General features: G+C 63.0%; 27 protein-coding genes. 25 read left to right on the top strand and 2 right to left on the bottom strand.

The features are described 5' to 3' along the window. From IT072_RS13830 to IT072_RS13770, 13 genes are all read left to right on the top strand, one after another. Entirely contained in the window at window positions 1–1,662 is a 1,662-nt protein-coding gene (locus IT072_RS13830) for a phage terminase family protein (RefSeq protein ID WP_223357438.1), read from the top strand. A gap of 16 nt (window positions 1,663–1,678) precedes the next feature. Further along, complete coding sequence (locus tag IT072_RS13825; protein WP_223357437.1) at window positions 1,679–3,088, top strand: phage portal protein; 1,410 nt, start codon at window positions 1,679–1,681, stop codon at window positions 3,086–3,088. Next, complete coding sequence (locus IT072_RS13820) at window positions 3,069–3,881, top strand: hypothetical protein (RefSeq protein WP_223357436.1); 813 nt, start codon at window positions 3,069–3,071, stop codon at window positions 3,879–3,881. Before IT072_RS13825 ends, IT072_RS13820 begins: the two co-directional genes overlap by 20 nt. A 62-nt stretch (window positions 3,882–3,943) precedes the next feature. Beyond that, complete coding sequence (locus IT072_RS13815; protein WP_223357435.1) at window positions 3,944–4,606, top strand: hypothetical protein; 663 nt, start codon at window positions 3,944–3,946, stop codon at window positions 4,604–4,606. A 12-nt stretch (window positions 4,607–4,618) separates the two neighbouring features. After that, complete coding sequence (locus IT072_RS13810) at window positions 4,619–5,002, top strand: head decoration protein (protein WP_223357434.1); 384 nt, start codon at window positions 4,619–4,621, stop codon at window positions 5,000–5,002. Window positions 5,003–5,017: 15 nt separating this feature from the next. Continuing rightward, a complete protein-coding gene (locus IT072_RS13805; RefSeq protein WP_223357433.1) occupies window positions 5,018–6,061 on the top strand; it encodes a major capsid protein in 1,044 nt (347 codons plus the stop codon). Window positions 6,062–6,072: 11 nt separating this feature from the next. Next, complete coding sequence (locus IT072_RS13800) at window positions 6,073–6,405, top strand: hypothetical protein (RefSeq protein WP_223357432.1); 333 nt, start codon at window positions 6,073–6,075, stop codon at window positions 6,403–6,405. 13 nt (window positions 6,406–6,418) lie between these two features. Further along, window positions 6,419–6,814 carry a Gp19/Gp15/Gp42 family protein gene (locus IT072_RS13795; protein WP_223357431.1) on the top strand — a complete coding sequence of 132 codons (396 nt, stop codon included), beginning with the start codon at window positions 6,419–6,421 and terminating at the stop codon, window positions 6,812–6,814. Next, on the top strand, window positions 6,814–7,152 hold the full coding sequence (locus IT072_RS13790; RefSeq protein WP_223357430.1) for a hypothetical protein: 339 nt from the start codon (window positions 6,814–6,816) through the stop codon (window positions 7,150–7,152). Before IT072_RS13795 ends, IT072_RS13790 begins: the two co-directional genes overlap by 1 nt. Next, a complete protein-coding gene (locus IT072_RS13785; protein WP_223357429.1) occupies window positions 7,145–7,477 on the top strand; it encodes a hypothetical protein in 333 nt (110 codons plus the stop codon). The genes IT072_RS13790 and IT072_RS13785 overlap by 8 nt, the downstream gene beginning before the upstream one ends. Then, a complete protein-coding gene (locus tag IT072_RS13780) occupies window positions 7,474–7,896 on the top strand; it encodes a hypothetical protein (protein ID WP_223357428.1) in 423 nt (140 codons plus the stop codon). The genes IT072_RS13785 and IT072_RS13780 overlap by 4 nt, the downstream gene beginning before the upstream one ends. A 69-nt stretch (window positions 7,897–7,965) precedes the next feature. After that, on the top strand, window positions 7,966–8,715 hold the full coding sequence (locus IT072_RS13775; RefSeq protein WP_223357427.1) for a phage tail tube protein: 750 nt from the start codon (window positions 7,966–7,968) through the stop codon (window positions 8,713–8,715). A gap of 86 nt (window positions 8,716–8,801) precedes the next feature. Continuing rightward, window positions 8,802–9,173, top strand: coding sequence for a hypothetical protein (locus IT072_RS13770; protein ID WP_223357426.1), 372 nt, complete (start codon window positions 8,802–8,804; stop codon window positions 9,171–9,173). A gap of 283 nt (window positions 9,174–9,456) precedes the next feature. Here IT072_RS13770 and IT072_RS13765 read toward each other — a convergent pair whose 3' ends face one another. Beyond that, on the bottom strand, window positions 9,457–9,705 hold the full coding sequence (locus IT072_RS13765) for a hypothetical protein (RefSeq protein ID WP_223357425.1): 249 nt from the start codon (window positions 9,703–9,705) through the stop codon (window positions 9,457–9,459). A 139-nt stretch (window positions 9,706–9,844) separates the two neighbouring features. Between IT072_RS13765 and IT072_RS13760 the strand changes: the two genes are divergently transcribed. The 4 genes from IT072_RS13760 to IT072_RS13745 are packed head-to-tail and all read left to right on the top strand — an operon-like array spanning window position 9,845 to window position 15,252. Further along, window positions 9,845–12,406: a tape measure protein gene (locus IT072_RS13760; protein ID WP_223357424.1), complete on the top strand. Its 2,562-nt coding sequence runs from the start codon at window positions 9,845–9,847 to the stop codon at window positions 12,404–12,406. Next, window positions 12,406–13,266 (top strand): phage tail domain-containing protein, encoded by an 861-nt coding sequence (locus IT072_RS13755; RefSeq protein WP_223357423.1) that lies wholly within the window; start codon window positions 12,406–12,408, stop codon window positions 13,264–13,266. Before IT072_RS13760 ends, IT072_RS13755 begins: the two co-directional genes overlap by 1 nt. Window positions 13,267–13,276: 10 nt before the next feature. Next, a complete protein-coding gene (locus tag IT072_RS13750) occupies window positions 13,277–14,497 on the top strand; it encodes a hypothetical protein (protein WP_223357422.1) in 1,221 nt (406 codons plus the stop codon). Continuing rightward, window positions 14,497–15,252 (top strand): tail fiber domain-containing protein, encoded by a 756-nt coding sequence (locus tag IT072_RS13745; protein ID WP_223357421.1) that lies wholly within the window; start codon window positions 14,497–14,499, stop codon window positions 15,250–15,252. The genes IT072_RS13750 and IT072_RS13745 overlap by 1 nt, the downstream gene beginning before the upstream one ends. Here the strand turns inward: IT072_RS13745 and IT072_RS13740 are convergent. Beyond that, a complete protein-coding gene (locus IT072_RS13740; protein ID WP_223357420.1) occupies window positions 15,226–15,780 on the bottom strand; it encodes a hypothetical protein in 555 nt (184 codons plus the stop codon). The two genes, IT072_RS13745 and IT072_RS13740, sit on opposite strands and share 27 nt — an antisense overlap. A 53-nt stretch (window positions 15,781–15,833) precedes the next feature. Here IT072_RS13740 and IT072_RS13735 point away from each other — a divergent pair, with 53 nt between their 5' ends. The 8 genes from IT072_RS13735 (at window position 15,834) to IT072_RS13700 (ending at window position 21,830) form a co-directional block, all read left to right on the top strand. After that, window positions 15,834–16,748, top strand: a complete 915-nt coding sequence (locus IT072_RS13735) for a hypothetical protein (RefSeq protein ID WP_223357419.1) — start codon at window positions 15,834–15,836, stop codon at window positions 16,746–16,748. 9 nt (window positions 16,749–16,757) lie between these two features. Next, window positions 16,758–16,889 carry a hypothetical protein gene (locus tag IT072_RS21285; RefSeq protein ID WP_263282048.1) on the top strand — a complete coding sequence of 44 codons (132 nt, stop codon included), beginning with the start codon at window positions 16,758–16,760 and terminating at the stop codon, window positions 16,887–16,889. Then, window positions 16,882–17,736 carry a CHAP domain-containing protein gene (locus tag IT072_RS13730; protein WP_223357418.1) on the top strand — a complete coding sequence of 285 codons (855 nt, stop codon included), beginning with the start codon at window positions 16,882–16,884 and terminating at the stop codon, window positions 17,734–17,736. Before IT072_RS21285 ends, IT072_RS13730 begins: the two co-directional genes overlap by 8 nt. Before the next feature lie 27 nt (window positions 17,737–17,763). Further along, window positions 17,764–18,147: a hypothetical protein gene (locus IT072_RS13725; RefSeq protein ID WP_223357417.1), complete on the top strand. Its 384-nt coding sequence runs from the start codon at window positions 17,764–17,766 to the stop codon at window positions 18,145–18,147. A gap of 598 nt (window positions 18,148–18,745) precedes the next feature. Continuing rightward, window positions 18,746–19,012: a hypothetical protein gene (locus tag IT072_RS13715; protein ID WP_223357416.1), complete on the top strand. Its 267-nt coding sequence runs from the start codon at window positions 18,746–18,748 to the stop codon at window positions 19,010–19,012. Between the two features lie 23 nt (window positions 19,013–19,035). Further along, on the top strand, window positions 19,036–19,590 hold the full coding sequence (locus IT072_RS13710; protein ID WP_223357415.1) for a hypothetical protein: 555 nt from the start codon (window positions 19,036–19,038) through the stop codon (window positions 19,588–19,590). A 4-nt stretch (window positions 19,591–19,594) separates the two neighbouring features. Then, on the top strand, window positions 19,595–20,380 hold the full coding sequence (locus tag IT072_RS13705) for a glycoside hydrolase family 16 protein (protein ID WP_223357414.1): 786 nt from the start codon (window positions 19,595–19,597) through the stop codon (window positions 20,378–20,380). Between the two features lie 4 nt (window positions 20,381–20,384). Then, entirely contained in the window at window positions 20,385–21,830 is a 1,446-nt protein-coding gene (locus IT072_RS13700) for a hypothetical protein (RefSeq protein WP_223357413.1), read from the top strand. Window positions 21,831–21,855: the final 25 nt, after the last annotated feature.

Genomic DNA, 21,855 nt, shown 5'->3' with positions numbered 1-21,855 from the left:
GTGGCGGTTCTGATTGTCCCGCCTCTTGACTTGTCCTTTCCCACGCTGGGCCCTTCGGTTGCTGAGTTCATCCTTGACCGGTGCGTCTTCGGTCCTGGTTCGCTCGCTGGGCGTCCGGCGCTGCTGGATGACGAGAAGCTCGCTGCACTGTACCGCCTCTACGAGGTGTACCCGCAGGGGCATCGTCTCGCCGGCAGGCGCCGGTTTCAGCGCGGCGCAATCGAGTGGCGCAAAGGCATGGCCAAGACTGAGTTCGCAGCATGGGTGGCGTTCGCTGAGCTTCACCCGGAGGGTCCTGTTCGTTGCGATGGGTTCGATGCTGATGGGGATCCCGTTGGACGACCGGTAGCCTTCCCCTACATCCCGATGATGGCTGTCACCGAGGAGCAGGTCTCTGAGCTGGCCTTCGGTGTGCTGAAGTACGTTGTCGAGGAGGGCCCTGACGCGGACTACTTCGAATCCTCACTCGAGCGCATTCTGCGCATTGACGAACGTGGTCGTGCTGACGGTCAGGTCGTCCCGGTTTCGAATTCCCCAGGCTCCCGTGATGGTGCTCTGACGACGTTCCAGCACTTCGACGAGCCACATCGCCTGTATCTGCCGTCTGCGAAGAATGCGCACGAGACGATGAGCGCCAACCTCACGAAGAGGCCGCTCGAGGACCCATGGGCGCTGTACACGTCGACTGCCGGGAAACCGGGTCAGGGGAGCATCCAGGAGGATGTGCGCGCTGAGGCGGAGATGATCGACCGCGGCGAGATCGAGAATCCGGCCCTGTTCTTCTTTGCTCGGTGGGCGGGTGATGAGCACGACGACCTTTCAACTATCGACAAGCGCGTCGCGGCGATATCGGACGCGACTGGTCCGGCCGGCGAGTATGGTCCGGGTCAGTTCGAGTCGATCGCGAAGCAGTGGGATCGTCCGCAGGCTGACAAGGCGTATCTCGAGCGTGTGTGGTTGAACCGGTGGCGGAAGTCTGGTTCGCAGTTCTTCGACTTCAAGAGGATCCTCGATCGCGCGGACCCTGGCAGGACGATTCCACAGGGAGCGTTCGTTGGCCTCGGGTTCGATGGCGCTCGCTTCCGTGACGCTACAGCGCTCGTCGCGACGGACATCGCGACAGGTGTTCAGGAGCTCCTTGGTCTATGGGAGCGTCCGGAGGGCGACGATGAGTGGGAAGTGCCCGAGGACGAGGTCACACAGACACTCGAGCACGCCATGTCGTTCTACGAGGTGTGGAAGCTGTACGGTGACCCGCCTCATTGGACCGAAACTATGGGCTCCTGGTCGGCGAAGTATCCCGATCAGGTCGAGGAGTTCTGGACGAACAAATACGTCCGAATGGCATACACGCTGCGTGAGTACACCGAGGCGATCGACACCAAGAGTGTCCGTTTCGGAGGTATTGAGAATCCGGATGGTGACTTCGACCCGCACAACGATCTGATCCGTCATCTCGGCAACGCCGGCGTGAAGGAACTTCGCGTGAAGGACGAGGAGGGAAAGCCCCTGCTCGTCATGGCGAAGCAGGACGGCCAGCAGGAACTCAAGTTTGATGCAGGAATGGCCGCGACTTTGTCGTGGAAAGCATGTGCCGACGCGCGTCGGCTCGGTGCCAAACCGAAGGCCAAGCGCAAGGCGGTGATCCGCCGACTCAAGTAGGGAAACGGAGGCCGCAGTGACCATTGAAGTCACAGAGACCAACTCTCCCGGCTGGTGGATCGTCAAGGGTGTCAAGAAGCTGAATCTGCGCCTTCCTCGCCTCCAGAAACTTGCCGGCTATCACGACGGCGAGCCGCCTCTCCCGGTCCCTGTTGGGAGCGGAGCGTCCGATGCGTTCCGTTCCTTCCAGAAGAAGGCGTGCACGAACTTCGCCGAACTCATCGTTGGTTCGATTCGCGAACGATGCGCTATCCGTGAGATTCGCACGGCTGTGTCTGCGGATCAGGTCGATGACGTCGCATGGCAGATCTGGAAGAACAACGGCCTCGACGTCGAGTTCTCGGATGTGCTCGAGAACATGCTCGCTCTTTCTGACGCGTACATGATCGTTGGGCAGGATGAGGATGGGGAGATCGTCATCACGGGTGAAGACCCGCGTCAGGTGGTGACTTTCCACAACCCGGCCCGGCAGTCCGAGGTGAGGGCTGCGATGAAGGTGTTCCACGACTCGGATGAGAAGCGGGACTACATCTACTTGTACCTTCCCGGTGAGCGCCAGGATGACGGGGCAATGTCGAACGCGCGCCGCTGGGTCGCTTACCGTGACCGCAGCGGGCCCGGGAAGGGTATCTCGTTCAGCCCGTCGACTTATGTGTGGGATGACACGCGGGGCGGAGTAGACGGGGAAGAGCTGAACCACCCGATCGTGCCTGTTGTGCGTTTCCGCAACCGCAGGGGTATCGGTGAGTTCGAGCCGCACCTTGACGTCCTCGACCGCATCAACCACAAGACCTACAACGCCATGGTCATCGCCGCTTATCAGGCGTTCAAGCAGATGGTCATCCAGGTCGATATGGATGGTGCCACGGACGAGGACGGAAACGAGCTCGACTCGATCCCGGACAACGTCCTCACTACTGACCCGGGGTCGTGGATCCAGCTGCCGTACAACTCGAAGGTGTTCCAGACCGCTCAGGCGGACATGCAGGGCATTCAGTCGGCCATCAAGGACGATATTCGGGAGCTTGCCGCTGTCACGCGTCGACCGCTCGCGATGTTCGCGCCTGACAACGAGTCGGCGTCAGGGGCTCAGGCCAATGTCGAGGGTCTTATTTTCGCGACTGAGGACAAGCAGGTGCGGTGCACTTCCGCGCTCGTTGACGTTCTGTACATCGCCTTCCTCACATTGGGTGACGAAGAGCGGGCAAACAAGGCGAAGATCACTCTCGACTGGAAGCCGGCGAGCCGGTACGCGGTCACCGACAAGGCGAGTGCCGCAGCCCAGGCAGTCACGTCACTAGCGAAGCGGACGATCATGCGTGAGATCTGGCAGTTCGGCCCCGAGCAGGTCGCTCAGGCTGAGGCTGAAGCGGCTGACGAGGCACTTCTGGCGGAGGAGCTGACCGGTGGCGGTAACGCGGCTTGACCAGAACTACGACGCTCAAGTGGCGGCGGTTCGTAGCAAGGTCATGTCGTACGCGTACCGGAAGTGGTCGTCATTGTCCGCGTATCGCGATGCTGATGCGGAAAAGCTGATCGCTGAACTGGTCCCTCGAGTTGAGGCTGGACAGAAGCGGGTCGCTGAACTCACCGATGCGTACCTGTCCCGGGTTGCGGCACAGCAACTTGGGACGACGATCTCTCGCGGTGCTGTCGCTGACGCAACGACCGAGTCACTTCGCGGAGTCGATGCCAACACGGTCTATCAGCGCCCCTTCACAACCGTCTACACGTCGTTGAGCAACGGCAACACGCTCAACGCGGCGACAGCGGCAGGTGCTGCACGACTGGCTGACTTGGTCTCCTCGGGAATGCAGCTCGCGAAGACGCATGCAGCGCGGCAAGCGATGTCCCGTACCCGGGTGGAGCTGTATCAGCGGACGCTGACGGGTCGTGAGAACTGCGCACTATGCGTGATCGCCTCCACACAGAGGTATTACAAAGGCGATCTGATGCCGATACATCCGGGCTGTGACTGCGGGATCAAGAGCTTCATCGGTGAACCGGATGAGCAGGTAATTGACCCGAAATTGCTGGAACAGACCCATGAAGCGGTAGCTGCGAAGTCTGGTCGCGCAGCCGACCGGGGAGGCCGCGACATCGGGCTGAACAACCCGGTCGCTGACTACCTCGACGTGATCGTCACGCATGAGCACGGGGAGCTCGGGCCGGTTCTGGCGTGGCGATCCGACCATTTCACGGGTCCAAGCCAGATCTGACTCACCAAGACTTCCACCCGGACGGGTGGGTAGCCCCGACATGGGGATCCGAAACACCCGACATGGGAGACAACAGCATGTTCACTCGAGGCGGCATCTTCATCCGCAACCCGCGACTCCGATTCGTCTCAGACGATGGAGAGAGCAGCGGTGGTGGTGACGAAGGCGATAAGGGCGGCGCAGGTGGAGAGACCGGCTTCCCGGCGAACACTCCTGTCAAGGACATGACGCCGGAGCAGCAGGCCGCGTACCACCTTCACCAGTCCCGCAAGCATGAGGGCCGCGTGAAAGCCTTCGGCGACTGGACGCCGGAGAAAATCGCGAAGCTCGAGAAGGACAATGCGGACCTTCGCACGAAGACCCAGTCCGCGGAGCAGAACGCGCTCGACGCTGCCAAGGAGGAAGGTCGCTCGGAGATCCGAGCCATCCTTGCCGCCGAACGCGTCAAGAACGCTCTTGCGACCGCGCTCAACGGACGCATCCCGGATGCGAACGCGCTTCTGGAGCTAGACCGCAGCCGTTTCATCAAGGACGACGCTGCTGACACCGACGCCATCGCCGCGTGGGTTCAGGAGCACTCGACCGAAGCGAGTAGTGGTGCCCAGAAGAAGGGCGGCCCTGACCTCGGACAGGGCAAGCGCGGCCAAAACCAGCCCGCCAAGGGCGTCGGCGCCGGAGCAGATCTCTTCGCCGGAACACGCAAATCCAAGAAGACCGAATCCTAGGAAGGATCCACCATGCCTCGTCTCAGCACTGAGACCATCGGTGGCGGTGACCTGTCGTGGCTCGGCTCGTCTCACGGAATCCGCAACGCGCGGACCGAGACGATCGACATCTCGACGTTCACCGCGAACACCCACTACCCGAACGGGTACATCCCCGCCGGCACGCCCATCGCGATTGTGTCGGGACTTGCTGTCCCGTATGACGTGACGGTCGGCACCACCACGGGAGCCGGCATCCTCGCCGGCTTCATCCTCACCGACCAGAAGGTCGTCGGCGCGACCGACTTCGGTGCCCCTGTCCTCGATCATGGCCGCATCAACACCGCGAAGGTCCCCTACGCGTCGTTCGTGAAGCCGATCACCGCCAAAGACGCCACGACCTGCGTCTTCGCCTGAAAGGAGTGACCGAACATGGCACTTTGGACTGACGTCATCGACCCGGCAACTCTGACCGGGTACGCGCGAGCCTCGCTCGCCGACTACGAAGCACAGAAGGGCACCCTCGCCCAGTTCCTGCCGAACCGTGAGGTCGCCGACATCGTTGTGCGATTCATGCAGGGTTCGACTGGCCTGGTCGACATCGCCCAGTGGCGTGCCTACGACGCTGAGCCGGAGATCGGCAAGGGACAGACCGGGAAGCGCGTCACGCTCGAGCTCCCCGCTGTCGGGCAGAACATTCCCGTCAGCGAGTACGCGCAGCTCCGCGCCCGCAACTCGTCTGACGAGACCATCCTGCAGGCCGTCCTCAACACCACAAACCGTGTGGTGCACGCGGTCTCCGACTCCGTCGAGCGCCTGCGCGGCATCGTTCTTGCGACCGGCAAGGCAACCATCAACCCGACGAACTTCGGCGGCAAGTTCCAATCCGACGACGACTTCGGTCGGTCGGCCGGACACACTGTCACCGCGGCCACACCGTGGAGCGACAAGACGGTCTCCCGTCTTGCGGACCTGCAGAGCTGGACGGACACCTACATCACGGACAACGGGGTTCCACCTGGCTCGTTCCTGATGTCCACTCGAGTTCTCCGCGCACTCGCCGCCGGCAACGAGTTCCAGACACAGCTGATCAACGGCGGTGCCCGCCCCGCGACTCGCGCGGACGTGAACGCGATCATCGAGGGCGCCGGCCTGCCCCCGATCGTCATCTACGACCGCCGCGTAAGCGTCGGAGGCTCGGCAACGAAGGTCGTCCCGGATGATCGGCTGCTGCTCCTGCCTGCACCGGTCGCCACCGACGACTGGGAGGGAACCGAGCTCGGTGCGACGTTCTGGGGTCAGACCCTCACGTCGATGGACCCCGACTATGCCCTCGAGGACGCGGACCAGCCCGGCCTCGTGGTGGGCGTGTACCGCGGCGAGAAGCCCCCGCTGATCGCCGAGGTCGTGTCCGACGCGATCGCCCTTCCCGTCCTCGCCAACGCGGACCTCAGCTTCTCCGCTGACGTCCTCTAGGAAGGAGAACCGTGGCCGAGCTCACGAGCATCGTCCACGTTCACGACGAGCACGGTGACGTCCATGTCTTCGGACCTGGCGTCACCGTGCCCGCGTGGGCCAAGGCGCTCATCACCAACCCCAAGGCATGGTCCGAGGGAATCGAACCCGTCAAGAAAGATCACCCGGTGGCAGAGCCGACCGAAGCACCCGATTCGGACGACGTTCCAGCGAAGAGCGGCCCGAAAGCCACCGTAGATGCCTGGACCGCCTACGCGGAGAAGCACAAGGTCTCTGTCGGTGCCGACGCAACGCGCAAGGACATCATCGCGGCCCTCGAGGCTGCTGGCGTTCCCACCGAGTGACGAGGAGGCTGCCATGACGACGTTCGCAACACCCGAAGATGTGGCCAATGTCTGGCAGCCCCTCACCACCTCGCAAGAGGCTCTCGCGGAGAACCTTATCGAGCAAGCCTCGAACAAGCTGCGACTGAAGGGCCGGCGCCGCCGTCGAGATATAGATGTGCTGTACGCGACGGATCCACTTTTGGCGAACGCCATCCGTGATGCGGTCGTGAACGCTGTGAAACGGGTACTCATGAACCCTGAGGCGCTGCGTCAGTACAGCGAGACAACGGGTCCTTTCACCGAATCGAAGACTTTGGATACCAGCATCTCGGCAGGCGGTCTCTACCTGGCACCGGGCGACCTGATCGACATCTTCCCCGGCTCATCAGGAATTCGCTCGTTTCGAGTCAAGACCAGGATGCTCTGATGTCCGAGGCTGTAACCCGCACTCGAATGGTCGACTCGGGCCAACTGGACCGCTACGGAAAGCCAATCCTCGCCCCCCAAACGTCTCCGCTGACGGCCCACTCGTTTGCCCCCGTGGTCACTAACGATGTCGAGGGCGTCGACACTGTTGTTTCGAGCGACGGCGGAACTCTCTACTTCCGCGCACCCGACCTCGCTGGCTCTCTCTCTGGCGACAAATGGAAGGTGCGCGGAATCGACTACGAATCCGAGGGCATCGAAGCGCTCTGGCAGAAACCGAGCGGTGAGGTGGTCGGAACCGTGATCGTTCTCAAGCGTACGGAGCTTACCCGTGGCTAAGGGCATCAAGGTGAAGATCAATCAGGCGGCCTGGGGTAACCAGGTCATGGCGGGACCGGAGATGCAGCAGTACCTTGCCAACCTCGGCAGCCAGGTCGCAGGAAAGCTTCCTGGCGGCTCCGTCGAAGTCACCACCTCTCGAACTGTGAAGGGCGGTGGCCGTCGCGCTCGAGCTGTCGTGACGACGACCATCCCGCTTGAGGATGAGGCCGCGAACGGTACTGCTCTGGCTGCGCTGCAGTCGGTGGTGCCGTCTGCGCATGCTCCGAAGCGGACTCGTGCGTACAAGGTGCGTGAGAAGAAGCGGCAGGAGCGGCGAGCATGAGCAACGTTGCTGGCGTGATCTTCACCGACCTTCCGGCAGTGACGATCTCGAAGCTGCAGTCGCTCCTCGATTCCCGTGCGGAGCCGTTCACTGAAGGTGTGTCGGTGTCGAACAAGGCCATCGAGGGCGAGACGCGAATGGTGACCGTGAACCTCGGCACTGGGACCGGCACCTTCAACACGCTTGACGACGCCACATTGCGGATCAACGTGCGCGCTCTCGATGAGGGTGACGCTGCGGATCTGGCTCTGATGGTGCGGGCGATTTTCGAAGCCCCAGCACCTCTCGGCATTCGCGACGGCGACCCGATCACTGCCTGCCGGGTATCGGCGGGACCGGTCGAGGTTCCGAACGATACGAAGTTCTTCCAGTGGTACATGGTCGCGAATGTGACCCGCCGCGGGATCCAGTTCACCTGAGCACCCACAACTAATGCGCCGCCCTCGAGGCGGCTTTTTCTATGCCCGGATGGGCAAGGAGGACGAATCATGCCCACTGGCACTCCCGATTCCAGCAACGTCCGCGTTGCCCCCACGGGCGCCTGGTACGTTGCCCCGCTGGGCACCACCGGCCCGACCTCAGCGTCAGACGCGCTGAACGCCGCATTCACGAACCTTGGCTACCTGTCGGAGGATGGCACGTCGCGGACCACAGACCGGTCGTCGAACGACATCAAGGGATGGCAGAACGCAGCCCTGGTGCGCACGGTGGTAACGGACGCGGCGATCTCGTACAAGTTCACGTTGATCGAGACGAACCGTGCCTCGGTAGCACTGTACTTCGGTGTCGCCCCGGGTCCTGACGGCAGCTACGACGTCGACCCATCCCAGACCGGCGGCCGTCAGTCTTTCGTCTTCGACGTCATCGACGGCACCAACGTGCGCCGAGTGTGGCTCCCCGCCGCAGAGGTCGTCGAGCTCGAAGACATCACCTTCGACAGCGGCGACGCGACCGGATACGGGGTCACCGTGAAGGGCTACGCGAACGCCACCCTCAGTGGCAAGGTCGAGCGCGTCTTCGACCCGAGCCTGAACAAGAAGTCTGCCGCGGCGCCGGGCAACGTGTTCCCCGCTGACTCGAACATCACCGCTTCGGACTCGACCAATGCGGCCAAGCTCGCAGGCCTCGGCTATGTCGCCAACCCGACCACCGCCTGGACCACCGGTCAGAAGATCTCGATCGGCGCGTTCGACTTCAACTGGTCGGGCACCGCATGGGCGGCCGGCGCTCACGCCTGATCCAGACCGGGACCGGGGGCGTTTTCAGGTGGCGTTCCCGGCCCCGCCTCACCTGCTCACCTGAACCCACCTGAAAGGACGCCATCGTGGCAACCGTTGACATCACCCCATCTCCACGCCGGAAACCTCTCAAGGTGAACTACGGCGATGAGCAGTTTCTCCTCTCGACGCGAGTTCCGCTCGAGCTCATCAATGCGCAGGACTCGATCCCACGACCGAAGGTCATGGCCGGGTCGCAGAAGGATGCATACCAACAGCAGGTGGGTATCGCCGTGATTGCGGCGTTCGTGGAGAACGTCATCCCTGAGGATTTCCGTGCCGTCCTGGACCTCAATGACGTCGCGCAGGTGTTCGAGGCGTGGTCGGAGGCGTCGGGCTGGGGAAAATCGCCGAGCTCCGACAGATCTGGCGGAGCCACGAAGCTGAGTTCGTCTTCGAACTACGACGAGGCGGACTGACCCTCGAGGACATCTACCGCATCCCGGAGGAGACGGCCGCCTACATCACCGTGGCGGCCTCTCTCCCGGAATCTCCTCTGCATGCCGCGATTCACGGGTGGGATTATCCGCTGTCGCGTGAAGGGATGCTGCTGCTCGACCTGCTCGACCTTCAGGGTGCGAAAGGGTCGAAGAAGAACCAATGGAAGCCACTCCCGAGACCATGGCAGCGACCTGAACGTCTCGGGTACACGGAACTCACCTACGACGAGGCCATAGACCTTCTGAGGAAGAACGCCGGACGCTAAGCCGTCTGGTTTGTGGCTGCGAATGCGGCCTGGCGCATGTCCGGGCCGTAGTGCTTGTTCCACCACATGTTGTGCCCGCAGTACTGACACTTCTTGAAAAACGGGAGGAACAGCAGGCCTATGCCTGCGGTGAAGATTCCGATCGCCCACAGTGTGCTGTTGCGGCCGATGTTTCCCCCGCCACCTTCGCAGGGCTTGCAGTCGATGCAGCCCCGCTGCGAATAGATGTTCTGGTGCTGGGACATTCCCCCGAATCCTTTCGGTCTGGTGCAGCAAACCTACCTCGTCTGAGTCGCCATTCGGCAACCCATCTTCGGGTGCCGCGAACCCCAACTAGAGGCCAGCCGAGGCGCTGGACTTTTGCGCATCCGCCGGAGGTGATCTGTGACTGAAGCAGCCGTCGCAGAAGTAACGATCATCCCCGTTTCTCCTGGGGCACAGCGGCTTATCGTCGAACAGCTTGGCGGCGACGCGGCAGGCCAGAAGGTCGGCGGTCAGGTCGGAGGCGGTCTCGTCGCGGCCCTAGGTGGCGTCCTCAAAGGTGCCGCTACCGCAACAGTGGCAGCGGCGGCGGCGGGTATCGGTGCGTCTCTCGCCGGCGGTTTCGCCCGACTGAACAACATTGATGTCGCCCGGGCGAAGCTCACTGGCCTCGGCAACTCGGCTGCCGATGTCGACGGGATCATGAAGAACGCTCTCGCCTCAGTGAAGGGCACGGCGTTCGGTCTTGGCGACGCGGCGACCGTGGCAGCGGGCGCTGTTGCTGCCGGTATCAAGCCGGGTGAGCAGCTCGAGAGTGTCCTGAAGTCGGTCGCGAACTCGGCAGCCGCGTCGGGTTCGAGCCTGTCCGAGATGGGCAACATCTACAACAAGGTCGCCTCCACAGGTAAGGCGCAGAACGACGTTCTGCAGCAGGTCGCCGACCGGGGCATCCCGATCTACCAGGCTCTCGCAGACCAATTCGGGACGACTGCTGACGCCGTCTTCGACATGGCTTCGCAGGGTCAGATCGGGTTCTCCGATTTCGAGGCCGCCATGACGAAGGCGTCGGGCACGGTGGCACAGGAGATGGGCAAGACCATCCCGGGCGCATTCGACAACTTCAAGGCGTCCCTATCACGGATCGGCGCCGGCGCGCTCGGTGGGATCTTCCCCGAAATCGCACCGACCATCCTGGCGATCACGCAGGCGCTCAGCCCTCTCGAGACTGCGGCAGCCGGAGTGGGGCAGGCAATCGGAGCGCGCCTCAACCCTGTCATCGAAGCATTCACCGGCTTCATCACAGGTGCTGATGGTGGTCTTGCTTCGCTCAAAGCCAACCTTGCCCCGCTGGCGGCCCTCCTGGGCCCGCTCGCTGGCGCATTCGCAGCTTTGGGGGCAGGTGGCCTGACCGGGATCATTGCTGCGATCCCAGGGCTTGGTGGTCTCGCCCCGATCGCTACCGCCCTGACAGGTCCTCTCGGGATTCTGGCAGCAGCGTTCGCTGGTCTGGTCGCCGTATCACCTCAACTGCAGGCGGCGTTCAGCGTCATCGGCAGTCAGCTCGCTCAGACGTTCGGCAACCTGCTCACCACGCTCGGTCCCGTGATCGGCCAAATCGGCTCTGCACTGGCCGTGATGGCGCAAACCATCGGAGGTGTGCTCGCTAACGCACTTCTCACTGTGGCACCGTTCCTTTCCCAGCTCGTGAACATTCTGGGCGGCGTTCTGGTCGCTGTGCTCCCTTCGGTGGTGACCCTGCTCACCCAGTTGTCGGGCATCTTCTCCGCCTTCGCGGGGGCGATCGTTCCCGTCATAGGAACCGTGCTGCAGGCGTTGGTGCCGGCGTTGTCGTCCCTGGGCCCCGTTATCGGGACCATCGTCAGCGCCGTCGTTCCGCTGGTGTCGATGCTGGCCTCTGCGCTCATGCCTATCTTTCAGGCGATCTCGCCTCTTGTGACGGCGTTGCTCTCGGCCATCACCCCACTGATCCCGGTCGTGCTGCAGCTTGCGACAAGCTTGATCTCCACTCTGGTGCCGATCTTCACGCAGCTGATCTCGATCCTGTCTCCGGTGATTTCGATGGTGGTCAACCTGGCCACCACTCTGATCTCGATGCTGGCACCGATCTTCCAAGCATTGGCGCCTGTGATCAGTCAGTTGATTACCGCGTTCATGCCGCTGATCAGCGCAATCCTGACGCCACTGATTCAGGTGGTTGCGGCTCTGATGCCAGTGCTGCAACCCATCCTTGATCTGTTCATTCAACTGTTGACGCCGATCCTGGCCCTGATCCAGCCGCTGCTGCAGTTGGTGTCGGCGATCATCCCACCGTTGTCGGCTGTGCTGACGTTCCTCGCGAACATCATTGCCGGCGTCCTCAAAGGTGCATTCGCCTTCCTGATCCCCGTGATTCAGTCCGTTGTGCAGATCATCTCCAACGTGCTGCAACCGGTGATCAAGGGAATCACCGATGTCCTCGGCGGTGTGATCACATTCATAACCGGCGTGTTCTCCGGCAACTGGAAGCAGGCCTGGGGCGGCATCGTGCAGATCTTCACCGGCATATGGAACGGCATCACCGGCATTGTGAAGGGCGTCATCAACTCGGTTATTGACGCCGTGAACGGTGTGATCGGTGGCATCAACGGTGTCGCCAGTGCGGTGAAGGATGCGACAGGTGGGGCGATCAACTTCACCATCGGGAAGATCCCTCGCCTCGCTGACGGCGGCATCGTCCAGGCTGTCCCCGGCGGGATCATGGCCAACATCGGTGAAGGCCGGTACCCGGAGGCTGTTATCCCTCTGAAGCCAGGCATTCTGTCCGAGCTCAGTGGTCAGCCGGCGTCGACTCGGGATGCCCCGTACATGTACGTCGAGAAGATCGTCGCCCCGGACAATGACCCGGTTGTATCGGGTCGGATCATGGGGCGCGAGTTTGGCCGTGTGGCAGCGGGGAGCATCTGATGACAGTTGCTATCGACAGTCTGGTGCTCCCCGCTGGCCCGGGTGAGACAGGTACAGATGGATTCGTTCTTGTGTTCCTGGGCGACTGGGATGCGGTCTCGGAATCGAAGACAGAGATCCGGGAACGACCTCAAGCGGACGGTTCATTCGCAATCGCGATGGACTGGCGAAAGTCGCTGGCGTTCTCGATCAAGGGCGCGTTTCTCGGGGAGGCCCGATCCGATGTTCAGTCGGCAAAGCAACTGTTGAAGACGAAAATCGCCCGAGGAAAGTCGGTCACCGTTCTTGTGACTGACATCGACGGTCCCATGCGGCGAGTGGCTTCCGTCCGATCGGTGATCCTGGACCCCGACTACGGCGGCAACCAGTTCACCTTCACGATCGACCTGGTTGCGTTCGATCCACTCATGTACGGGCCCGACCAGAGCTTTTCGACGGGTGTCCCGGTGTCCGGCGGCGGGTTGCTGTTCCCGCTGGGAACAACGCCTACCGCCTACTGGGACTTCGGTGCTGACGGGTCATCCGGTCGCGTGTCGTTCACGAATACAGGCACAGCGCCCACGTGGGGGACGCTGACGGCCACTGGCGGGTTGAGCGGTGGGTTCACCGCGACCGACGTCACCACCGGGCAGACGGTTCGATTCGAGCGGGTCATCCCAGACGGGTCGCTTGTGCAAATCAACCAGCGAACAGGCCGTGCGTGGATCGACTCGCCAAGCAATGACGTGTCCGGGTATCTGACAGTCAGGGACTTCTTCCAAGTCGGGCCAGGTGAAACGCACCAGATCCAGTTCTCGCCCTTGGGTGCAGTGACGGGTACCCCACAGTTCACCTTCACGGCGGCACCCGCGAACCACTAGGAGGTCACCGATGACGCGGTACATCATCGGTGACCTCCGCACCGGCCGGCGCATCCTCGACCTTCCCGTGATGAAGGGGCCGTGGGATGACTCCCTCGACACGGCCGAGACCATCCGGGTCACGGTCGACATGCAAGACCCCGATGTGCAGGCCCTCGACCTGAGGAACACGGCATCGAAGGGGAAAGCGTTCCTGGGTGTCGTTGAAGACGACACCATCAAAGCGTGCGGGCCGATCTGGACTCGCACGTACAACCAGCCCGACCGGACGCTGCAGATCGGCGCCAAGGGGCTCATGTCCCTTTTTGATCATCGGCTTATCCTGCCCCTGCTTGCCGAGACGCTGGACGTCACCCAATGGACGATCCCTGACCCGGCAGACAACACGAAGACGATCGCGAATCCGCTGCTCACAACCCAGTACACGGGAATCTGGTGGGGAACGATGGCGAAACGTCTCGTACAGCAGGCACTGTCTCGCACGGGCGGAAACCTGCCGATCGTGTTCCAGGCGGACGAGATCGATGGTGTGTCAGACCACACGAAGACGTATCTCGGTGTGGACTTCAAACCGGTAGGCGAGGCGCTGAAACAGCTGACCGAGCTGCAGGGTGGCGTCGAGATCAACTTCCAGCCACGCTTCACCTCCGATTTCCTCGGCGTCGAATGGTTTATGCAGACAGGGACTGTAGCGCAGCCGTTGATCTATGCCGCCTCGGTCCCACAGTGGAATCTGACCGTTGATGACTCGCCCATATCGGACTTCGAGATCAGCGAGGACGCATCGGGTATGGGGTCGTTCGCGTGGGCGACTGGAGGCCGTCAGGCAGACGACGTCCTGGTTTCACGGGCATATGACTCGAGCCTCATCGACCAAGGGTTCCCGATGATGGAACTCGTCGACTCTTCGCATTCCACGGTCTCGATGCAAAGCACCCTGGACAAGTACGCGGCGTTGAACGCGGTGGCCGGCCGGGGTGCGGAAGAGACATGGTCATTCACGGTCGAGGCGCGCCCCACGGACGATGAGGGCAACCCTGCAGGTCCCTGGCTGAACAGCTACAACGTGGGCGACTTCTGCGACATCACCATCGCCCCGTACAACCCAACGACGGGGGTGGGGGATCCGTACCTCACCGCTGGAGGCACATTCCGCCGTCGAATCGTTTCCCTCTCCGGTGACGAAGAGGGCCAGCAGATCAAGATCAAGTGCGTCCCGGAGGTGGTGTGATGGCTGGCGGCTATAAGGCGCCGCGGGATGGTACCGAACAGCTCACCGGCGCGATGGCCGATCAGCGAGAACGCCTCCGCGAGCTCGAGCGCCCCACGGGGACATCCATCGGTTCCTTAGTGCAGCAGGTCCAGCAGACGCTGGCGAACATCGTTGCTCAGGTGAACACGATCGCCACCGCATGGATGGCAGCGAACGCCTACACGAAGGCGCAGGTCGATTCGAAGGTCGCCAGCCCAGGCACGATCGCCCCGGTCGACGTCAACGCGTCAGGGAACGTTTCCGCCGCGAACGTGACAGCCTCCGGGCAGGTGGTTTCGGCTGGGATTGTGCGTTCTCCTGGAACGAAGTCCAACACGGTCACTGTTGGCTATTCGGCGGTCTACATCGACTCGTCGGGCAACATGGGTGGCAACACCTCAACTCGACGGTCAAAGACGAACATCGTGCCGTTGGAGATCGATCTTGATGCTTTCCTCGGCCTGCAGGCGTACAGGTTCCAGCGGCACACCGACGTGCTCGAGATGGGCGAGGGGGCGCCGTGGCAGTCGGGGCTCATGGCTGAGGATGTAGAACCAGTCGCCCCGCTGAATGTCTGGTTAGACGAGGACGGTCTCGTCGCCGGTGTCCGGTATGAGGAACTCGTGGTTCCGCTCCTGATGGCTGTACAGCGGGAACGAACGCTGAGGGTTTCGCTCGAGGAACGGGTGGCCGCGCTGGAAGCTCAGTCAGTCGCAGACGGCGGGGTTTCCTGATGCGGAGCCACTAGCGCAGGCGCTGGTGTCCCAGCGCCCACCAGCAGTGTCTTGCGGGTCAGGATTCGGGATCCAGGGGACAGGTGAACCGGCGGGGAGTTTGCTGCTTCCCGATGATCCTCCAGAGGAATCCGAGTCGTCGGTTCCTGTGTTTGATTGCTGCTGTTCGGCAGCCTGACGGGCGGCCTCATCCGCTGCCGCCTGAGCCGCTTCTGCAGCGGCTTGAGCTGCCGCTGCTTCCTGTGCTGCTTTCTCGGCCGCAAGCCTGGCCTGCTCAGCGTCGTAGTCCTTCTTCGCTTGCACCGACTGCGCGCCCAGGGTGTCCAAGGATCCGCCGTGATCGATGGCGCCCTGGTAGGCGGGTGCCGCGACGGTCATCGCGTGCTCCGCGTCGGCTTTGACCTGCGCGGCGTGGGCGCTGACCCCAACCGTGATGCCTGCTGCGGCGAGCAGCGTGATGACGGCCGCACCTCCGATGAGTTTCGCGCGGACGCTTACGGCTTTGTCTTCCCCCTGAGTGTTGCTCATCTACCCAGATTAATCGCCCTTGTCCTGCTTTTAAAGACCCTTTTGGAGGGCTCATGACGATCCGGAAGGGCCTTCCGGCCAAGCTCGCGCTCACGGACACGAATGACACGCGGTACGACTTCCGCAACCTGGTGGTGTGCAACGCTGACGGTTCTCCTCGTGGTGGTGTCACTTCCCCCGTGGGGGCGAACATTGTGGCGGCGACGGCGACGATGAACTCCGCGGTGGCTGCGTTCAGTGCGATCGCGGTGCGGGACAACGGTGTTGTGCTGCTCGCCAATGATGGTCCCGTGAACGTGCTGCACGCTGCGGCGCCGGCGGCGAATAGCCGCATCGATGTCGTGTACGCGAAGCAGAACGATTCCTCGTCGACGGTGACGACACCGGATGCGAACGATCTTCCAGTCATCGCGATTGCACAGGGTACCGCGGCTGCTTCTCCGACGAAGCCGTCGATTCCAGCAGGTGCGGTGGAGCTCGCGACGGTTCTGATCCCTGCCGGTGCCACTGCGACGAACTCGTCCGGTGTAGTTGTAACGCAGACGGCGCAGTTCACAGCAGCCCCTGGTGGGGAAGTCCCATTCCGCTCGCAGTCGGATCTCTTCGCGTGGCTGAACCCCTCGACCAGTCAGCTGGCCCGGATCATTGGCGCGGAGTCGTACATTGCGGCGAATGGTTGGCAGATCAATCATGCGTTCGCCGAGGCCGCTGGTATCACTCCGGCATTCACATCTGGTGTCGCCTCGCAGGCTGTGGCGTCTGTGACGGTCAGCCTTCCGACGGGAAGGTTCACGCAGCCGCCGATTCCGCAGGTAACGGCAACGTCTGGTCGGTTTACGGCTGTGGTCACCGCAGTATCGACGACCCAGCTCACCATCCAGGTACAGAACAACTCGGGCGCTGCGGGTATCCCCGGGATTGTGTACTGGACCGCTAAGCAGATGACCGCGTCCTCGGCGGCTGGCTAGGAGGGCGTGATGGACAGCGAGTACGACCCGAACATTCCGTACGACTCGGACGGGATCCCGCTGCCGCCGATGAACGCCGTCAAGACGGCAGCACCGGAGGCGATCAGCTCGAGCTATGGCGAGGAGGACCCCGATGCCTGACCTCCTGAACCGCAGTGTCGACGACATGCTCGCAGCGATGGCGGCACAGTTCGGCACCAGGTGGCCGAACCCGTGGTGGCCGAAGGGCATCAGCGCGTACGACGACTGCGCCGCCTGCGTGAGCTTCTACCTCTTCGGCCTCAACTCCCTCGGCAACCCGTTCTACAGCTACGTCTCGCAGATCCAGACCTGGGGCCGCAACCTCGGCGTCTGGCATCCCGGCCACGCCGGAGTGCAGCGCGGCGACGTGCTCGCGTTCGACTGGGACGGCGACGGCGACCCCGACCACACCGAGATCGTCGTCTCAGTCTCGTCCGGCGGTTCGATCGTCACCTCCCGCGGCACGAACTCAAACCCGGGCGACGACATGCGCGACCGCACCCGATCCGCCGGCTACATCCTCAGCTACATCCGACCGCCCTACCCAGGCACCACCTCGGCCGCTGATGGCGGCGCAACCCTGATCCCGCAAGGAGACGAAGTCGACATGGCATCCATCACCGAGCTCCGCGCCCAGCAGGACGCATCGAACGCCGCTCAGACGGCCCTCATCAAGGAGATGCTCCTGCGAGAGAACCGCGGGCGCCTCTACTACTGCGCGGCGCCGCCGGCGGGCCTGCCGCAGTTCGTGATCATCTTCTGGGACCGCACCCCGGGCGAGAAGAACGTGCTGTACATCAACGACGGCGAGCAGCAGGCGCGAAACGCTCGTGACTTCTACTCCCAGACGTACGACACCGTCGAGCAGGCGAAGGCGGCTGCGATTGGTACTACGCAGTTCCAGACCCTGATCAACCTCGCGCTCGGTACCGACTCGGCGTTCACGAACAAGCGCGCGACGAAGTAGCCCCTCGATCCCTGAGAGGGGGAACTGATGCCCGATGAGCCCTCGTTGTTTCAACTGCTCCGGGAAGACATTGCAGCGTTCCGCAGGGAAACGAACGAACGGCTCGACAAGCTCGTCTCGCAGGACGCGTTCGAAGCAGAGCGGCGCCGACGGGATGAACTGCATGCCTCGCTGATTCAGGACATCGCAGAGGAGCGCACCGCCCGAACAGCGGACATCGAACGTGAGCGTGCCTCGCGGATCGCAGCCGTGAAGGAAGAACGCGACGCACGCGACAAGGTCGTCCTCGACCTGCAGGCGAAGAACGCCGCCACCGGGCTTTGGATCCGGTGGGGCATCGGCTTCGTTGTCGGCCTGCCAGCGGCGGGGATTGCGTTGTGGGCCATCTTTCAGAAGGGAATCGGCGGATGATCCGACGAGCCTGGAAATGGGTGTGGCCGACCGTCCTCGTCCTGTTCGCGACTGTTGCGATCGGGATGGCGTTCTGGGTGCAGCAGGGACGCATCGATGTGGGTGTGGCCCGGTACGACAACCTGTCCGCCAAGTACGACCGCCTCTTCACCCAGTACTCGCGACTCTACGGCGACTGTGCCGAGTCGACGAACTGTGAACCCACCGCCCCAGCACCGGAAGCGATCCCGGGCCCAGTCGGGTCGGCGGGTCCTGTTGGTGCATCCGGTGCCACAGGCCCAACCGGCGACAAGGGCGACAAAGGAGATAAGGGAGACATCGGCCTTCCAGGTCAGACCGGCCCACAAGGAGCGACCGGAGATGCCGGCGCGACCGGAGCCCAGGGTGATGCCGGCCCGGCCGGCGCGCAGGGACAACCGGGAGCGACCGGCCCAACAGGTGCGACCGGCCCGGCTGGTGCCGATGGTGCACCCGGTCAGCCGCCCGTGTCGTGGACGTACACGGACGCACTGGGCCTGAACTACACGTGCGTGAGAACGGACCCGTTCGACGCCTCCAATCCGACGTACACATGCTCACCAACGACAGGAGTCACACCATGAGCGACACGAACACGAACCTTGGCAACGTCATCAGCAGCAACCTCGCACGAAAGATCATCTACGGCGCCTACGCGGTCGCTGGTGTGGTCGTGGGTGGTGCGGGGGCGTACTTCCTCGCCACCGGTCACACGGTCCCTGAGGTCATCATCGGCGCGCAGGGCGTCATCACGTACCTGGCGATCCCGGTCGGTGGTCTTGCTCTGGCGAACACCTCGAGCGCACCCAAGGGTGACCACGTCGCCGACGGTCCTGCGGACGTCTAACCCCAACCCGAAGGAGTAGATCCATGAACGAAACGTCTCGCGTCGCTGACACGCTCTCTGCGACGATGGACCGCCCCCGTGGCACCACTTCCGAGCTCAGCATTCACGGCACCGTCGTTGCTGAACTGTGGGGCCCGGACGGGAAGCTGAAGGGGTACTGCAAGACCCACAACCTCGTCACCGCCGTCGGTGACCAGCTTTACGCGTCCCGCGGCGCCGGCCTGACCACGTCCGCCCTCCCGACGGGAATGAAGCTCGGCACCGGTTCGACGGCGGTGGCGAAGACGGGTGCAGGTGCTGCCCTGGTCACATACCTGTCTGGGTCGAATCAGGCATTCGACAGCACGTTCCCGTCCGTGTCGGGCGGTGTGGCGACCTACAAGGTCACCTATGCGGCCGGTACTGCGACGACCGCGTCCCCGATCACGGAGGTTGTGATCCCGACGGACACGATCTCCACGAACGCGACGTCGACGGCAGCGAACACGATCGCTCGTGCACTGCTCACGGGCATCGGGTCAAAAGGGGCCAGCGATACCCTGACGATCACGTGGCTTCACACAATCCTCGGAAGCTGAGCGTATGCCGCGGAATCTGGCGGTCACGGTAGGGTACTTTCCGGCACCCACCCTCCAACTGGTTGACCCCACGTCGGACTCCGCAGTCCAACCGTCCGGCTTGTCGGGGTGGTCGTTGAGGTTCTCGGATGAGTTCAACGGGACCACCCTGGAAAGGTTGAAGTGGGACACGTTGTACCCGGCGTGGAACATCTTCACGAGCCAGAACCCGGGCGGGAACCGCACCAACACGGACAACGCGAACTATTACAACGACGACAACGCCACCCTGGACGGGTCATCGAACCTGCTGTTGACGATGGCGCAGGACTCCACCACCTACCCGGGGTTGTCGTACAAGTCGGGCATGGTGCAGTCGCTGAAGTCGTACACGACATCGCCCGGTTGCTTCGTCGAGGCTCGAGTGCAGATCCCGGTGCTTTCGAACATTCTGTGGCCGGCCGCGTGGATGTCGAATAGTCAGACGAACACGTGGCCGCCGGAGACGGACTATTTCGAGCTGTTCGGAATGGGGCCAGGCACAGAGCAGAACATCTACGTAACGACGTCCGACAAGGACACCGTGCACGTGAACGCACCATCCAACCTGACCGCCTGGCACACCTACGGGGCCTGGTGGAAAGCGGACGGGACAACGGCGTTCTACATCGACGGTGCACTCTCGAGAACATCGTCGAAGGTGATCGGTGGTTCCCAGTACCTGATCCTGAACCTCGCCGCCCGAACCGGGCAATCGTGGCCCGGATCGAACCCGACAATGCTGGTGGACTACATCCGCGTGTGGAGGTGAAACGGTGGCCGCTTCCGTACTGCAGTCAGCATCGAACGCGACCACAGCCACCATCGTCACCGCCACCCTGGCCAGCGTCCCCACGGTGGGGAACACGCTTGTCCTGATCGCGAACTCCGACTCCACCCTCACCCTCGACACCACATCGGGAAGTACGGGTACAGGGTGGACGCAACGGTTCTCCTACGTGTCCGACCAAGGGTTCTACATCTGGACACGCCCCGTCGTGTCCTCCGATGCCACCGTCTACGGTGTCGTCCCCGGTGGTGGGGCCACGTACGCGAGCCTCGGCATCATCGAGCTCGCCGGCGTCACCTCCACCCCGTTCGATGTGGTGGGGACGGTAGCGTCAGGTACGAACGCCACATCCCTGGCAGCGTCGACAATCACCACCACCGCGGCGAACGATCTCGTACTTGTCGCTCACGCCCAGCACGGCTACTCGGGGACGATCTCGAACACGTTCTCCTGGAACAACTCGTTCACCTCCCTGCTGCAGGCTCTCGTTGCCACCGGGGCGTCTGGTGCGAAGACATCCCTGGTGGTGGGTCAGAAGGTCCAGGCTACGGCGGGTGCTGTGGGGGCGACGACCGCATCATGGTCGGGGCAGGCGCAGAACGTCGCTGCCGTGCAGATCGCTTTCAAGGCGTCCGCGGGTGGTACGAACTACACGGCAACTCCCTCCGACTCTGTCGGGGTGACGGACAGTGTGACGGCCGGGTTCGGCCCGCAGGTGACACCGTCTGATCCGGTAGGTGTCACCGATGTGGCGGCGACGGCTCGCGCCATTGTGGTGACGGTGAGCGACATTGTTGGCGTCACGGACACCGGGGCTCCGATCACTCTCGCCTACGACTACACCCTCAACGACCCCGTCGGTGTCACGGACGCCGCCTCTGACGTTGAGGCCGTCGTACAGGCGCCAGCCGATGGTGTGGGCGCGACCGACGCTGTCGCGGGCTCTGTGGACGTTCTGCGCTCCTCGGCCGACCCGGTCAGTGTGTCGGATTCGGTGGTGGCGAACATCACCGGAGGTGGTGACTACACCGGCACCCCATCCGACAGTGTCGGTCTGACGGATGCCGTCCTCGCACAACTGGATCGTGTTGTCACCGTCGCGGACCTGCTGAACCTCACCGATGCTGCACAAACCTCTGCAGGACCGACAGCGAACCCTGCCGACCCTGTTGGTGCGACAGACAGCGCCGCATGGTCGGTAGCCACCTCGAGGCTGGCATCTGATCCCGTTGGGGTCACAGACACTCTCACGGTCACAGTGGCCCGCACCGTGACGTTCGCTGACCCTGTCGGCGCCGTTGACGCGGTGACCGCGCAGATGAACCTTGTGCTGCGAGACATCACCGTCTACGTGTCGGGCCCCACCAGGAACCCGCTCAGGGATGCGTACGCGCAACCTAATCCGCTCCGTGTGTCAGGAGGCACCCGATGACCTATCTCCAGTAATTGTCGCCGGG

Origin of the sequence: Leifsonia sp. ZF2019 (genome assembly GCF_019924635.1) — a bacterium.
GTDB lineage: Bacteria > Actinomycetota > Actinomycetes > Actinomycetales > Microbacteriaceae > Leifsonia.
Note: the sequence above shows the minus strand (reverse complement) of the source record. Positions and strands in the feature narration are given on the sequence as shown.

Bases quoted from the DNA above. Each gene is read 5' to 3' on its own strand.
- IT072_RS13725 (WP_223357417.1), top strand. From the start codon at position 17,764: ATGCCCGATGAGCCCTCGTTGTTTCAACTGCTCCGGGAAGACATTGCA.
- IT072_RS13815 (WP_223357435.1), top strand. From the start codon at position 3,944: ATGGGAGACAACAGCATGTTCACTCGAGGCGGCATCTTCATCCGCAAC.
- IT072_RS13730 (WP_223357418.1), top strand. From the start codon at position 16,882: ATGCCTGACCTCCTGAACCGCAGTGTCGACGACATGCTCGCAGCGATG.
- IT072_RS13780 (WP_223357428.1), top strand. From the start codon at position 7,474: ATGAGCAACGTTGCTGGCGTGATCTTCACCGACCTTCCGGCAGTGACG.
- IT072_RS13740 (WP_223357420.1), bottom strand. From the start codon at position 15,780: ATGAGCAACACTCAGGGGGAAGACAAAGCCGTAAGCGTCCGCGCGAAA.
- IT072_RS13710 (WP_223357415.1), top strand. From the start codon at position 19,036: ATGAACGAAACGTCTCGCGTCGCTGACACGCTCTCTGCGACGATGGAC.
- IT072_RS13795 (WP_223357431.1), top strand. From the start codon at position 6,419: ATGACGACGTTCGCAACACCCGAAGATGTGGCCAATGTCTGGCAGCCC.
- IT072_RS21285 (WP_263282048.1), top strand. From the start codon at position 16,758: ATGGACAGCGAGTACGACCCGAACATTCCGTACGACTCGGACGGGATC.
- IT072_RS13735 (WP_223357419.1), top strand. From the start codon at position 15,834: ATGACGATCCGGAAGGGCCTTCCGGCCAAGCTCGCGCTCACGGACACG.
- IT072_RS13790 (WP_223357430.1), top strand. From the start codon at position 6,814: ATGTCCGAGGCTGTAACCCGCACTCGAATGGTCGACTCGGGCCAACTG.
- IT072_RS13715 (WP_223357416.1), top strand. From the start codon at position 18,746: ATGAGCGACACGAACACGAACCTTGGCAACGTCATCAGCAGCAACCTC.
- IT072_RS13810 (WP_223357434.1), top strand. From the start codon at position 4,619: ATGCCTCGTCTCAGCACTGAGACCATCGGTGGCGGTGACCTGTCGTGG.
- IT072_RS13705 (WP_223357414.1), top strand. From the start codon at position 19,595: ATGCCGCGGAATCTGGCGGTCACGGTAGGGTACTTTCCGGCACCCACC.
- IT072_RS13775 (WP_223357427.1), top strand. From the start codon at position 7,966: ATGCCCACTGGCACTCCCGATTCCAGCAACGTCCGCGTTGCCCCCACG.
- IT072_RS13750 (WP_223357422.1), top strand. From the start codon at position 13,277: ATGACGCGGTACATCATCGGTGACCTCCGCACCGGCCGGCGCATCCTC.
- IT072_RS13755 (WP_223357423.1), top strand. From the start codon at position 12,406: ATGACAGTTGCTATCGACAGTCTGGTGCTCCCCGCTGGCCCGGGTGAG.
- IT072_RS13765 (WP_223357425.1), bottom strand. From the start codon at position 9,705: ATGTCCCAGCACCAGAACATCTATTCGCAGCGGGGCTGCATCGACTGC.
- IT072_RS13745 (WP_223357421.1), top strand. From the start codon at position 14,497: ATGGCTGGCGGCTATAAGGCGCCGCGGGATGGTACCGAACAGCTCACC.
- IT072_RS13805 (WP_223357433.1), top strand. From the start codon at position 5,018: ATGGCACTTTGGACTGACGTCATCGACCCGGCAACTCTGACCGGGTAC.